Origin of the sequence: Natronorubrum texcoconense, from assembly GCF_900100335.1 — an archaeon.
Lineage (GTDB): Archaea > Halobacteriota > Halobacteria > Halobacteriales > Natrialbaceae > Natronorubrum > Natronorubrum texcoconense.
On the sequence record NZ_FNFE01000001.1, the window covers coordinates 1,239,501 to 1,253,065 of the forward strand.

Below are 13,565 nucleotides of genomic sequence, written 5' to 3' on the forward strand. Positions count from 1 at the left end.
AGACGGGGCTGGAATCACCGTTCGAGCCGACGCCTGGAAGAGAGACGTTCGATCCCGGTCAGTGGACAGCGGACGACATCGTTACGATTTTCACCGGCGTATTGGTAGGGACGAGTATGTTTGAATCGGTTGCGCTTCAGAGCGTCCTCCGTAACTTCAGTATATACGGAGTCGGCGTCGCACTGGCCGTCGTCGGCGCGTTGGGCCTCTCCGAAGCGATCGACCTGTCGACCCTGATCGCCGCTGTGTGTTTCGCCGCTGGCCTCCTCATAGTCGTCGCCGTTCACGAGTATCTCGGCGGTCCGATCTAAGTCCGTTCGAATCGGGACGCGAACCCGTATCGCTCGAGGTTTCCGAGCACCTCGAGATGCTCGTTTTTGAGCGCGGTCGTCGCGTCCTCGTTTTCGATAACCTGCTCGACGTTGTCGAGCAGTTGATCCGACGCGAGAACGTTCGGTACGTTGACAAACGCCGCACCGGAATCGAGCAACTGAGTGGCGTCGCGAGACGATTCGGCTCTGAGTATCACGTCCGCGTCCGTTTCGAACTCGAGGAGGTGAGTCGAGAGCGGCATATGATCCACCGTCGAGACGACGAGTTCTGCGTCGGCTACGCGCGCTCGCTCCAGCGGATACGACGCCATCGCGTCACCGAAGACGTAGTTCTTGCAGTCGAGTTGCAGTTCGTCGTAGAGCACTGGGTCGTTCTCGACGACAACGTACGGGACCTCTAGCTTCTCGAGTCGGTTGACGAGCAGTCGACCTTGGCGACCGTATCCGACGACGACGACGTGCCCGTCGATCTCTTCTTCGACTCGACTGTGTTCGTCGACGTAGCGGGTCTGTCGGCCTCTGAAGAGTCGTTCGACGATGGTGTGGTAGACGAGGTCTTCGTAGCGCTTGGCGACGACCGAGAGGATCATCGTTGCAGCCGCGGCCAGAATTATCGCGTCGAACAGTCCGTCGGAGATCGTCTGGAGCAGCCACGCCTGAATCGCAATCACGAGCGAAAGCTCGCTCACCTGATTCAGGCTCGAACTCGCGAGGAACGCCGTTCTCGTGTCGTACCCTTCGTAGAGAAACGCAAGCGTGTGAACGAGCGGACTGACGAACAGGACGAGAGCGAGCAGCGACGCCGCAAGCACGAGCGCCTCGAAGGTTGGAATCTGAACCAGCGCACCGACGGTGATGAAGAAGATCGCCACGAAGAAGTCCCTGATCGACTCAATTCCGTTGCGGACGCCGAGCGCCTGCGCACCGTCGCTTCGAATCGCGATTCCTGCGGCGAACGCCCCGATGACGATCGAAATGCCGACCGCTTCGGCGGCCGCGATGAACGCGATCAGAATCGAAATACTCCCCATCAGGATTAGCTCCTCGAACCCATCTGCCGCGCGGACTAACAGGGGGAATCCGTGGCGATACAACAGGAGGCCGGCGAGCAAAAACAGGACCCCGTATCCGATGTTCGACGTGATCAGTTGCGGATCGCTCAACGTCTCCGCGGAGATGACCAGAATCACGCCGATCGCAACCATATCGTCGAAAAAGTGGATCGAGGAGGCCAACCGCCCGTGAACGAGGTTGCTGCGAATCTCCCGTTCGAGGACGCCCGCTCCGACGATGGTCGAGCTCAGCGTCGCTGCGGCGGCGAAGTAGATCGCGTTCCGAAGTGGGTACTCGGCACCGAAGAACACGGCGAAACCGTATCCGACGACGGTCGCGATCGATCCGACAATGAGCAACTGCGTGAACGCCGCGACTTCGGCGTCCCGGAACACCGACTGGATGTCGTTGAAATCGACCTGGATGCCGAAAACGAACACGAGAAAGGCGATCCCCCACTGGGCGAGTTCGATGAGATCGGGCTGATCGACGAACCCACTCGCACCCGTAATCAGACCGGCGATGATGTAAAACGGGATCGGCGAGAACCCGAAGTGGTTCGCGACGAGCAATAGCGCCCCGGCCGTGACGAACATCACGGAGAGAGCGATGATGAGTTCAGACATCGTCAGTCGTCCCCCCCGAGCTTCCGCGGATCGAACTCGATATCGACGCCGGTCCGCTCGCTCTCGGCGCGCGATCGGCCGCGCCGTCTGATCCGCTCGATATCTTGCGAGATGATCTCCTCGAACGCCTCACGGTCGGTGAAGTACTGCTCGAGGTAATCGCTCAACTTCGACGCCGTCAGGTACGTGTTCATAATAACGTAGGTTGCACCGTTTCGGTAGAGACTGCGCGCATCGTGAATCCGCTCGGCTTCGGCGAAGACGATCGCGTCGTCGCCTACTTCGTCGAGCAACGCTTCGTTGACGTCAGTCTGGACGCTCGAGCTCAGGACGAACTTTGCGTTCTTCAATCCGGCGGCTTTCCGAACTTCACTGTGTCGGAAGTCGCCGAACACGTACTCGTATCGACCGTTCTCTTCGAGTTCCGCGATGTGGCTCGTCTTGCGGTCGACGACCACGACCTCGCCGTAGCGCTCCTCGAGCAACGGCAGCGCCCGCTCGGTCACTTCGTCGTAGCCGATCGCAACGGCGTGATTCTTGTACGTTCGGAGATTCCGATCGACCTTTTCATCGGATTCGAACCGGCTAAACCAGGGGGCGAGGCGCTCGTAGATCGCGTGGTTGTACGCGATGATGTACGTCGAGACGGTCATCGTCATCAGGGCCATCAGCGTCAGATAGCCGAGCACGTCGGCACCGATGTAGCCCTGCGTGATCGCGAGCGCACCGACGACGAGCGAGAACTCGCTCACCTGGACCATGTTGATCGATCCCAGGAAGGAGGTTTCGACGCTGAATCCCTCCCGATCGATGAGATAGAACATGATCCAGAAGTTCCCGATCATCAGGATGACCGAGGCGATTACGGCCTCCTGCCAATAGGCGAAGAGGCTTGCTGCGCCCTCGATCTGGAGCCCGATGCTCGCGAAGAACACGAGGATGAAGAAGTCGGTGATCGGCGTGATTCGATCCTCGAGTTCCTTGCTGTAGGGGAGCTGCGCGAGGCTGATTCCCGCGAGGAACGCGCCGACTTCGACCGAGAGGTTGAATCCTTCGGCGATCGCGATGAACAGGAACGCCCACGCGATTGCGACGATGAGGAAGATGTCTTTGTTGTCCGCGATTCTGCGGAAGATTCGAGGGAGAAGGTATCGAGAGGACAGAATCGAGAAGAGGCCGATAAAGCCCATCATGACGAAGATAACGGCGAGGGTCGACGCGATTTCGCCGGCGTTGTCGAGCGAGTCGGCAGCGAAGAGGGCGAGAACTACGACGAGGTAGATGTCCTGGACGATCAGGACACCGACGTCGATCTTTCCGGGCAACGATGTGATTTCGTCTTTGTCGGTGAGAACCTTCACGATGATCGGGGTCGCCCCGAAGACCGTCGCCAGCGCGATAACGAGAATTTCGGTGGTTTGGAAGCCGAGCGCCCACGCGACGAGAAAGGCGAGTGCAGTCTGGAGGACCGTCTGCCCGATCGCGATATTCGTAATTGGGGTCAGAATCTCACGAATATCGTCGAAGCGCATCTTCATCCCGAGCAAGAAGAGAAGGAATCCGAGTCCAAGTTCCGCCATCACGTCGACGAGTCCCTCGTCGGTGACGATGTCGAACAGCACCGGACCGAGAACGACGCCCGTGGCGATGTAGGCGACGATCGTCGGCTGACCGAGCCGGCGCGCGATCAGCCCGATCATCGTCGCGACGACAATAATGATCGCGAAATCAGCAGCAAGAGCGATTTGATCCATAGCGAGTCAATCTACACGACGGGTTTGAGCAAGGCCCGTATATATGTTGCTCATCACAGTGGTAACGCGTCCGAACACTCACTAAAGCTATTTTTGCATATCGAAAAAGGCAAGACACACGGAGAATCGCTTCGGTGTTACGCTCCGTGGAATTCTTCCAGGCCGCTCTGTAAAGACAACCATTCTCTCACCCAAGACGGTGTACTAAGAGTGTGCGATTAAGTAGAACGAAGAAAAACAATAAGTGAAAACTGATGGGAGACTCACCGAATCACGAGTTAGAGAACCACGTCCTCGTTCTGGGTACGAGCGAGTTGACGGAAATTATCGTCGAAGAACTCGAGTCGCAGGCGCAGTTCCTGATCGTTTCACAGGGGGGTCCGGACAGTATCGAGCTCGAACGGGACTACGAGGTTCTCGAAGGCGACCCTGGGAGTCGCGAGACGCTGGAGCGAGCGGGAATTTACGATGCGGCCGCCGCGATCGTCGCAGCGGACAGCGATTCGCAGGACGCGATGTCGATCCTCACGGCAAAGAAGCTCAATCCCTCCATACGGATCGCTGCTGCGGCGACCAATAAAGAAAACATTTCGAAGTTGAAACGAGCAGGTGCCGACGTCGTAATCAGTCCGAGCATGCTCGGTGGTCAGTTGATGGTTAGATCATCTCTCACCGGTGAGACGACCGAGGAATTAACTGGCGAACTCTTTTCAGATTCTGAACAACCGTAACAAAGATGCGATTGCTGCTGTCTCGAGAACCCGCTCTTGACGTATTCGAGATGATACTGTCCAATACTGTATCTTGTGGGTCGATCGAACAGTCTCGGTATGACGACGATCAACCGCTCGCCTATACTCCGGAAACTGCCGTTCGTGGGGCTTTCCCCTGGTATAGTGAGCGATCGTGTTCGAAATCACACTGAGTCCCCTATTCGACTACCTCGAGTTCGACGTCGAGTTCGTTCTCGAGTATGAGTTCGAGGTCAAGATCCAACTTGAGCAGTCGGCTGACTTTTCGTTTTAACGAGCGTGTCTTGGATATTCCAATGACGACTCGATCGGCGTCCTGCCTGACAGCTTCGTCGATGATCGCCTCTTCAAGAATATATCCCGATCGAACGACGTAATGAGCTGGAATCTCTCCGAACCGCTGTTGGACTGCTTTTCGCAATTTTGTTCGAGAAACACTTCGTCCCTGCTGAAGCAGTCGCACATGCAACAGTATCAACGAACCGCTATCGTCACCGGAAATGTGATCTAACCCGCGTTCGATCGTGCGATAACTGTGCTCGGAAAGCGGATACCGCACTGGAACAAGAATAGTAGTCATCAGTCGAGTTTTGAAACGTACAATTATCTACGTTATGTTCGTGATAGTTGCTACTGAACGTCGATACACACCTGATCGCATGATAGCTTCCTGATTGGTGTGTGCATCGTTTCAGTGGTAACGATACCAGATAGTCGCTGAGATCGTCGTTTTGCACCGGTTGCTCCTGAACTCAGTGGAGAACAACGGTCTTATACCGTCGGTCTGAGTGAGGTGGGAGCAACGTATGGTCACTGGGTCACTTCGACCAGTCAAAGAGCGCGTATACATTCTTTTAGACGGCGGGAATACTGAAGACCGACTCTCACTCGGGACGAATCTGTTTATCACCGCATTGATCGTTCTGAACGTTGGGACGTATATCGCAGGAACAGTCGATTGGGTCGGTGCCCAGTACGGATGGTATATTTATGTATTCGACATTATCTGTGTCGGCGTATTCACTATCGAGTACGTCCTTCGGGTCTGGTCCTGTACGGTCGACGACCGGTACTCGTCCCCGATACGCGGCCGCATTCGGTTCATGCTCTCACCGTATGCGCTCGTCGACCTGTTTGCCATACTTCCGTTCTACCTGCCGGTAGTTATCGGAGAGCAGGGGGCCGAGCGAGTGCTCAGAATCTTCCGGTTGTTCCGACTGTTGAAGATAGCCCGGTATTCGAGCTCAACAACACTGATTACGAACGTGTTCCGCAGGAAATCGCACGAGTTGATGATTACTGTCCTGGTGATGAGTATCTGGCTCGTCTTCATCTCTAGCCTTATGTATTATATCGAACGGAGTGCGCAACCGGAGGTCTTTTCGAGTATTCCAGCGGCCATCTGGTGGGGTGTCGTCACGCTCACGACTGTCGGATACGGTGACGTGGTCCCGGTGACGCCACTCGGCCGAGCGCTCGGGGCGACGATCGCATTACTCGGTATCGGACTCTTCGCGCTCCCAGCAGGTATTATCGCCTCCGGATTTACCGAGGAACTCAATCGGCGCCGTCAAGGAGATCGATACTGTCCCCACTGCGGCGAGCATGTCGATGAACTTGCTGACGAACCCCAAGCGCATACAGAGAAAGCTGAATTAGACGATTGAGCTTAGTTCCCGATCGAAGTTCGTCCTCGTCGCGTTTTCCTTCGTCACTGCTGACAACGTTCGATTCGTGTGCGTGTTGAATCTGGAGAGCTCCTGTTGGGTAGTACGGGCACAAGAGCGTGGCCTTCAGGTCGTGAAGGCTCGAGGTGTAAACAGCCTCAGACGTAATTTCGGCTTCTATACCGATATCCGGTGATGGCCGTAAAAAAGTCCAATAACCTAAGATGCCTGAAACGGGATATCGTGCAATGGCTTCACCAGCGTTCGCAATCAGACGAATCCGAAGGGCACAGCAACAATTGGCGCGACCGAGCCAGAGTGATGTGAACCCTCGAACTGATTATAAGGATATCCTGGAGGCTGTCTATCGAGCTGCTGATGAAGAGACGCACGACGATTTAATGGGGTGGATTATCGTAGAAACGATACACGACCGTCGACTTCCTCATCCGGACGAATTGCGTGACCGGGCCCGGGAACTTTGTCTGTATCGTGATATCACTATCCCCGATGACTCGCCGCTACACCCATGATCCCATTTATATCATATATTTATGATTTCGTCGGCTACAGTAGCCATTGAAACGAGTCACACACCGGTCTCAGTGACGTCCTGCGATCGTGTATGCAAATGACTTTCAGTAGCAAGTTGCGTCCTGCTGAGACTCCTCGCCCCGCACTCGAGTCAGCTTGAGTCGACTGTCGTCCCGAGACTGGAGGGTCGCTCGGAGTCAGGTCCTCGGCCAAGCGACGACTGACGAACAACCTAAACGGGTTCGGCGTACGGTCTCTGACCCGCCGCTCGACCGCTTTCTGAGCGAGTTCCGACGGGCACTGTGCTCGCCGACCGGTATCTTCCGCGTCACCCGGGAGCCGCTTCGTCCGCTCACGATACCATTATAACCGTCGACTCGAGATGGTGCGTATCACGGAGTCCGAGATGATCGCCATTCCACACCTCGCCATCAGGATTCCAGGCCCGTTCGAAGCCATCGGGGTCGAGAACCCCTGGCTCGTCGCGGTATTCGTTCTGGCGCTCTCTTACGTTGCGGCCCGACTCGTCGAGTGGGGCGGCAAGGGACTTCTCGAGCGGTCGGACTCCTGGTCGGAGACGTCGTTCAACCGGACGCTGTTCGAGGTGATCCACGCGCCGCTGTATCTCTCGATCGGACTGGGCGGACTCTATCTGAGCTTCGTCGTCCTCGATTTCGTGGACTCGAGCGTCGTCCTCGTCGACGCGCTGGTCACGGCGTTCGTCCTGCTCTGGACGTGGGCGGCGCTCCGACTCGGCAATCGCTGGATCGAACACGCCCACGCGAGTGAGACCGACTACAAGTTCGCCCCGGTGTTCAAAAACCTCTGGACGATCGCGGCAGTTCTCGGCGCCGTCCTGCTGATGATCTCGATCTGGAGCATCGAGATCACGCCGTTTCTCGCCTCGGCCGGAATCCTCGGAATCGTCCTCGGACTCGCAGCCCAGGAAACCATTTCGAATCTCATCGGCGGCGTCTCGCTGTACTTCGATAACACCTACACCGTCGGCGACGTGATCGAACTCGACGACGGCTTCCGCGGGACGGTCGTCGACATCGGCATCCGGAGCACGACGGTTCTCACGCGAGACAACGTAACGATCACCGTTCCCAACTCGGTCCTGAATACCAGGCAGGTCGTCAACCAGTCGACGCCCCAGCGGCGGATGCGTCTCCGGATCCCGATCACGGCCGCCTACGGGTCCGATTACCAGGAGGTCGAGCGAATCCTGCTCGACGTCTGCGAGGAGGCGTCGCTCATCCACGACTCGCCGAAACCACAGGTGCTGTTCAGCGAGTTCGGCGACTCCGCGCTGGTGTTCGAACTGCGAGCGTTCGTCGTCCATCCGTTGAAGGAAAAGAGCGCTATCGATCAGATCAATCGGCGCGTGTACGACGAGTTCAGTGACGCCGGAATCGGTATCCCGTTCCCCCAACGCGAACTGAGCTTCCACGAGTCGGAACCGGACTCGGTCGAGTTCGAGCGTACCGTCCCGAACACGGACGGCGAGAATTACGATTACTCGCACGGCGATGATCGGTGAATGCGTCCGCGGTTCGGCGGTTGACCACGATTCCGAGCAGACATCGGTGATCGGAAGCAGTACGACTTAGCCCGTGGGCGAATAGCTGATCGCGTCTGTCGAACGCGAGAAACGACGAATACATCGACCACGTCCTCGTTCTCGGAATGGGCGTGGCAGAGCGATCCTCACGCGTACCTGCATCTCGTATTCGTCTGCGGTGTACGTACTGTCTCTCGAACGAACAGAACCAAGGGTACGTGTTCTCGAAGAACGTACTACGAGTACGATGCTGAAGGTACCCCGTATTCGTCGGCCTGCAGCGTTCGAGGATCTGTTCACGGTCGTCACGGTGTACGTCCTCACGATACTCGTTCTATCCGCGGTTCTCGAAAACGCGTACCGAGAGTACTGGTTCATCGCTGTTACGGCCCTCGTCGGTTGTTGGACCGTCTGGGCGATTCACAGCGTTATCAAACGGTCCACCGAGGACGGACCACCCGAGACGCGATAAATTCGCGTCGAGTCCGACGTTCGAGTCCCGTTCCGAACCGACGCCGCAGCCGAGCGACGACTGACCGTTCACTCGAGTTTCGGTACCGATTTCGCTTCACTCGCCGAGTAGAAGGGATAGCTTCAACCTCCTCGAGCGCCCGGTGACTTCCATGCCACGGTCGGTCGTCTTTGACCTCGATTACACGCTCGCCGTGCCCACGCAGGACCGAACGACCATCCTCCGACAGGCTGCCGCCGAAGCCGGCGCGCCGGCGCTGACTCGCGAGGCCTACCTCGACGCACACCGGCGAAACCTCACCCGCGAGACGCGCGAACCCATCTTCGCGGATCTGCTCGAGGGCCGGGAGACCGACGCGGACCCGGCCGCCGTCGCCGACGCCTACCGCGAGACGATCGCGGCGTCGCTCGAGGCGCTGCCCGGCGTCGAGGCGATGCTCGGGGAGCTCCGCGACGAGTATCGCGTCGGACTGCTCACCAACGGGCCGGTCCGCGCCCAGCGAGACAAGATTGCGACGCTCGGCTGGGAACGCGCCTTCGACGCGGCGCTCGTGACGGGCGAGCTCGAGGCCGGGAAACCGGACCGCCGCGCGTTCGAGGCGATCGCCGCCGAACTCGACGTCGATCCCGGTGACGTCGTCTACGTCGGCGACGAGGTCGAAGCCGACGTCTACGGGGCGACGAACGCCGGGATGGACGTCGTACAGGTGTTGCTCGAGGACGGGCCCGGTCCCGACCCGCGAGCCGCCGATCACGTCGACCAGTCGGCTATCGCCGCGGAGCTTCCACGGATTCTCGACGCGTTCGATTCTCCGGCCAAGTGAGCGCACGCACCGCCTGAAGAGGCCTACCGTGTGAGTGCCACCTCGAGAGAGGATCGTCGATATCCGATTCTAGTCGGTACGTCGAACGCATCGGATGCATCGAACTCGTTCGGCAGCCGGAACGGCTCTGTGTTGTCTGGAGCCACAGGTCTCTCGGTCGAGAGTAGCTGCCACCGGTCGGTGGTGCAAAGTCCCACAATATATAAAAAATAGTGAATCAAAGCCAATCATAATTTCATATTCAGTCACGATACAAGGACATTCTGATTATTTTATTCATTTTTAAGGGGGAAAGCTTATATAGAAAACAGAGAATTACAGGATCGTATGGCACGCGATACTGCAGAATCGGATGGCGGTGAAAACGGCGACAAGCGGGCGTTTGGCGGCGATTGCGCAGATAATAACACGTTACTTGACCGTCGTTCGTACCTGAAGCTCGCCGGTGCGACGACTGCGGCGGCGACCGCAGCGACCGGTGCGGCGAGTGCGAGCGGTGACGATTACGACGTCATTACCGCCCGCGGACAGGTGATCCGTCTCGGCAACGAAACGTGGGAGAACAAACTCATCGACGTTACCGGTGGCGGGAGCATCACCGTAGTCGTCGAGGGCGCGGCCACGATCCGCAACGTCGGGGTCAAGGGGCTCTATCAGGGAAGCAGCTTCATCTTCTCGATCACGAACACCGGCGGCACCGTCAGCTTCGAGAACGTCTACATCGGCGACGGCGCGAACAAACGAGGCGAAAGCTTCGTTCACGGCCCCGGCGCCATCTTCTACCACCGGAGCGCGAACTGTCGCGTCGAGTTCGACCGAATGAACGTCCAGGGCTACCCGAACAACGGCTTTTACTGTTCCAACACTGCCCACGGCGGCAGCGTCCACTGGACCAACTGTTACGGGAAGAACAACGGCGTCACCACGTTCCGGACGGGATCCGGCCGCGACACGCTCGAGAACTGCGTGGCGTACAACGACAACACGGACTACTCGACGAGCTACGGTCGCTGGGGGAACTACTCCGAGAGTCACGGCCGGCCGCTGTGGCACTGGGGCAACCAGACGATGACCGCCACGAACTGCAACTTCGCCGCCGGATCGTACGGCGCCGCGGCGATCACCCACCAGAACGGACGGATCGTTCTCGACGGCGGGAACATTTCCGGCGGAACCCAGGGGCGAGTCAACACGTCTCGAGCGGGCTCCACCCCCGACCTCTCGATCCCCGACGGCGTCCCTACGTCGGCCGAAGCGGCCGCGTCGGGCAGCTCCGGCGGTTCGATCGAGCCCCGCGGCGACTACGAGGACCTTCGACACACCTACGAGTTCGTCGCCGAGGGCGAGTCGGAGCCGACCGACTACTACTTCGAGATCGAAGACGGACCGATCGAGCCCTCGACGTACAACGGAGCCACCGTCGAGGATGACGTGATGTGGGTGAGCGACGACGGCACCCGCGCTGCGGGTCGCGTCGTCGACGGCCGCCACGCCTGGGAGTTCGATACGAACATCATCGACGCGACCGTCGAGGGCCCCGCCCACGCGGTCGTCAACGACGTCGACTCGAATCTCGATCGGTATCCGCTCTCCGGCGCGTCCGGCGACGGCTGGAAGGGCGACATGCCGTGGCACGACGAGGAGGAAGCCGACGAACCAGAAGAGGATGACAGCGACGACGAGGACGACCACGAGTTCGAACACACCTACGAGTTCGTCGCCGAAGGCGAAGACGAGCCGACGGATTACTACTTCGAGATCGAAGACGGCAGTCCCATCGTTCCGTCGACGTACAACGGTGCGACCATCGAGGACGACTTCATGTGGGTCAGCGACGACGGCACCCGCGCCGCGGGTCGCGTCGTCGACGGCCGCCACGCCTGGGAGTTCGACACGCTGCTCGTCGACGTCACCGTCGAGGGGCCGGCAGAGCCGATCGTCAACGACCAGCAATCGTACCTCAGTCGCTATCCGCTTCCGGGGGCGACGGGCGACGACTGGAAGGGAGACATGCCGTGGCACACGTCCGGCGAACACACCTACGAGTTCGTCGCCGAGGGCGAGTCGGAGCCGACGGATTACTACTTCGAGATCGAAGACGGCAGCAGTATCGTTCCGTCGACGTACAACGGTGCGACCATCGAGGACGACTACATGTGGGTGAGCGACGATGGCACCCGCGCCGCGGGTCGCGTCGTCGACGGCCGCCACGCCTGGGAGTTCGACACGCTGCTCGTCGACGTCACCGTCGAAGGGCCGGCGGAACCAATCGTCAACGACCAGCAGTCGTATCTCAGTCGCTACCCCCTCCCCGGTGCGACGGGTGACGACTGGAAGGGCGACATGCCGTGGCACGGCGACGACCTCGATCGGACGCTGCTGCTCGACGGCGTCGGCGCCTCGGGCAAGACCAAGTACGAGTTCGTCGTCAGCGGCGACGTCGAACCGACGACTGAACACGGCTCGTCGATCAACGACGACACCGTGATCGACGGCGGACACGTCACCGGAACCATCAACGGCTGGCGCGACGCGTTCAGCTTCAGCGGCGAACTCGAGTCGATCACGATCGACGGCTCGGCTCGCGTCTCGCTCGACGGCGAGCGGATCGATCCCAGCGAGTACGGCGAAGAGTTGCCACAGATTCTGACGATCGTCAGCAACGGCTCGCCGGCCGCGTACGAGGTGAGCGTCGACGGCCGAATCGAGACGATCGCCTGGGACGCCTCCAGTCGGCACGCGACGGTGGATTCGGACGGCACGGCCAGCGGTGAGATCGAGGACGGCTACCACCGCTTCCGCTACTCCGGATCGGTCACCGACCTCACGTTCGAGGAGGGGACGGCGTTCGTCTACGCCGGTTCCGACCGGATCTCGCCCGACGACTACTGAGGCGCCGACGGATTCGCTGTTGCCATTTTCGCGGGTTTCGAACACCCGTTACGACCGGTAGTATTCGACGAGAGAGACGCGGCGACGAGCGGGCAGCACCCGCTAATCGTTACACCGATCGATTGACGGCTTGCACGACGTCCGTCGCCCGCTTCACCGCCGCACCGCTTTCGACGAACACGAGCGTCCGCGGCGGCTCCGTCGCCTTCGGGCGCACACGCAACTCGAGTTCCGCTGCCGTCTCGGCTGCGATGTCCTGTCCGGCCTCGAACTCGAGGCGCGCGCGGTCGTCGTGAACGAACACCCGTGCGATCCGCTCGCCGTCGTGGGTTACATCGTACGCGCGCGAGCCGTCGGCCGTCGGCTCGACGTCGCGATCCGCGTTCGTGACTTGCGTCGACTCGAGCGTGCCGTCCTCGCGGCCGTCGAGTTCGGAGGCGAGCAGTTCGGCGATCCGGCGGCCGTCGGTGATCCGCGCTTCGACCATATCGGTCGTCGGTCGGCCGGAGACTAACGCGCTTCGGCTTTCGATCGAGATCGACTCGTCGTCGTTACGTTCGGACGATTACGACGATCCGCCGTCGTTCAGCGCCGCCCGCGCGACGGGGACCAGTTCGGACACGTCGATCCCTTCGCGACGGGCGTAGACGACGGCGGCGGTTTCGATCGTCACGCCGAGGTCCTGTTGCAGCGTGTTGATCGCGCCGACGGCCTCGTGTTTCTCCACGCCCGCCGCGACGAGCGTGTCGAGGACGCGCTCGAACGCGGAGCGTTCCTGCAGGAGGTCCTCGTCGGGGACGAACTCGTCGGGAACCGTTACGTCGGCCGGGTCGAACGTGACCTCGAGACCGTCGTCGCCCGGCTCGAGCAGTCCCTCGCGCGTCGCGACGTCGATCAGCCGTTTGGACTGGTCGGGGGAGAACCAGTCGCGGTCGAGCGAGAGTGCGACGACGAGTTCGTTTTCCTGCAGCTGTCGGCTCCCGTTCTGGATGAACGGTGCCGCGATCGCGACGCGAAGGCTCATGCACTGTGATGGCCCGAACGACGAGATAATGGTGGCGGTTCCGACCGCCGGACAGGGTGGATCGATCTCCGC

General features: G+C 59.7%; 11 protein-coding genes. 6 read left to right on the forward strand and 5 right to left on the reverse strand.

The window, feature by feature from the left end:
• Window positions 1–116: 116 nt before the first annotated feature.
• Window positions 117–311, forward strand: a complete 195-nt coding sequence (locus tag BLT08_RS05945) for a hypothetical protein (RefSeq protein WP_090303821.1) — start codon at window positions 117–119, stop codon at window positions 309–311.
• Here the strand turns inward: BLT08_RS05945 and BLT08_RS05950 are convergent.
• Together BLT08_RS05950 and BLT08_RS05955 are read right to left on the reverse strand one after the other, a co-directional pair.
• On the reverse strand, window positions 308–2,011 hold the full coding sequence (locus BLT08_RS05950) for a cation:proton antiporter (protein ID WP_090303822.1): 1,704 nt from the start codon (window positions 2,009–2,011) through the stop codon (window positions 308–310). The two genes, BLT08_RS05945 and BLT08_RS05950, sit on opposite strands and share 4 nt — an antisense overlap.
• 2 nt (window positions 2,012–2,013) lie before the next feature.
• The gene (locus BLT08_RS05955) at window positions 2,014–3,765 is read right to left on the reverse strand and encodes a cation:proton antiporter (protein ID WP_090303823.1); all 1,752 of its coding nucleotides are present in this window, start codon (window positions 3,763–3,765) and stop codon (window positions 2,014–2,016) included.
• A gap of 254 nt (window positions 3,766–4,019) precedes the next feature.
• On the opposite strand from BLT08_RS05955, the gene BLT08_RS05960 reads away from it, so the two are divergent.
• Complete coding sequence (locus BLT08_RS05960) at window positions 4,020–4,496, forward strand: NAD-binding protein (RefSeq protein WP_090303824.1); 477 nt, start codon at window positions 4,020–4,022, stop codon at window positions 4,494–4,496.
• Between the two features lie 199 nt (window positions 4,497–4,695).
• Here BLT08_RS05960 and BLT08_RS22485 read toward each other — a convergent pair whose 3' ends face one another.
• On the reverse strand, window positions 4,696–5,097 hold the full coding sequence (locus BLT08_RS22485) for a universal stress protein (protein WP_139171274.1): 402 nt from the start codon (window positions 5,095–5,097) through the stop codon (window positions 4,696–4,698).
• 226 nt (window positions 5,098–5,323) lie between these two features.
• Between BLT08_RS22485 and BLT08_RS05970 the strand changes: the two genes are divergently transcribed.
• From BLT08_RS05970 to BLT08_RS05990, 4 genes are all read left to right on the forward strand, one after another.
• On the forward strand, window positions 5,324–6,184 hold the full coding sequence (locus tag BLT08_RS05970) for an ion transporter (RefSeq protein ID WP_090303826.1): 861 nt from the start codon (window positions 5,324–5,326) through the stop codon (window positions 6,182–6,184).
• A gap of 916 nt (window positions 6,185–7,100) precedes the next feature.
• Window positions 7,101–8,261, forward strand: a complete 1,161-nt coding sequence (locus tag BLT08_RS05975) for a mechanosensitive ion channel family protein (RefSeq protein WP_090303827.1) — start codon at window positions 7,101–7,103, stop codon at window positions 8,259–8,261.
• Window positions 8,262–8,905: 644 nt separating this feature from the next.
• Window positions 8,906–9,577 carry an HAD family hydrolase gene (locus BLT08_RS05985; RefSeq protein WP_090303829.1) on the forward strand — a complete coding sequence of 224 codons (672 nt, stop codon included), beginning with the start codon at window positions 8,906–8,908 and terminating at the stop codon, window positions 9,575–9,577.
• A gap of 327 nt (window positions 9,578–9,904) precedes the next feature.
• Window positions 9,905–12,469 carry a hypothetical protein gene (locus tag BLT08_RS05990; RefSeq protein WP_090303830.1) on the forward strand — a complete coding sequence of 855 codons (2,565 nt, stop codon included), beginning with the start codon at window positions 9,905–9,907 and terminating at the stop codon, window positions 12,467–12,469.
• 109 nt (window positions 12,470–12,578) lie between these two features.
• On the opposite strand, the gene BLT08_RS05995 is transcribed toward BLT08_RS05990, so the two are convergent.
• Entirely contained in the window at window positions 12,579–12,956 is a 378-nt protein-coding gene (locus BLT08_RS05995) for a DUF7993 family protein (RefSeq protein ID WP_090303831.1), read from the reverse strand.
• Window positions 12,957–13,034: 78 nt separating this feature from the next.
• Window positions 13,035–13,493, reverse strand: a complete 459-nt coding sequence (locus tag BLT08_RS06000) for a DUF2240 family protein (protein WP_090303832.1) — start codon at window positions 13,491–13,493, stop codon at window positions 13,035–13,037.
• Window positions 13,494–13,565 lie beyond the last annotated feature (72 nt).

Coding starts and splice junctions, on each gene's coding strand:
- BLT08_RS05945 (WP_090303821.1), top strand. CDS start 117: ATGTTTGAATCGGTTGCGCTTCAGAGCGTCCTCCGTAACTTCAGTATA.
- BLT08_RS05950 (WP_090303822.1), bottom strand. CDS start 2,011: ATGTCTGAACTCATCATCGCTCTCTCCGTGATGTTCGTCACGGCCGGG.
- BLT08_RS05955 (WP_090303823.1), bottom strand. CDS start 3,765: ATGGATCAAATCGCTCTTGCTGCTGATTTCGCGATCATTATTGTCGTC.
- BLT08_RS05960 (WP_090303824.1), top strand. CDS start 4,020: ATGGGAGACTCACCGAATCACGAGTTAGAGAACCACGTCCTCGTTCTG.
- BLT08_RS22485 (WP_139171274.1), bottom strand. CDS start 5,097: ATGACTACTATTCTTGTTCCAGTGCGGTATCCGCTTTCCGAGCACAGT.
- BLT08_RS05970 (WP_090303826.1), top strand. CDS start 5,324: ATGGTCACTGGGTCACTTCGACCAGTCAAAGAGCGCGTATACATTCTT.
- BLT08_RS05975 (WP_090303827.1), top strand. CDS start 7,101: ATGGTGCGTATCACGGAGTCCGAGATGATCGCCATTCCACACCTCGCC.
- BLT08_RS05985 (WP_090303829.1), top strand. CDS start 8,906: ATGCCACGGTCGGTCGTCTTTGACCTCGATTACACGCTCGCCGTGCCC.
- BLT08_RS05990 (WP_090303830.1), top strand. CDS start 9,905: ATGGCACGCGATACTGCAGAATCGGATGGCGGTGAAAACGGCGACAAG.
- BLT08_RS05995 (WP_090303831.1), bottom strand. CDS start 12,956: ATGGTCGAAGCGCGGATCACCGACGGCCGCCGGATCGCCGAACTGCTC.
- BLT08_RS06000 (WP_090303832.1), bottom strand. CDS start 13,493: ATGAGCCTTCGCGTCGCGATCGCGGCACCGTTCATCCAGAACGGGAGC.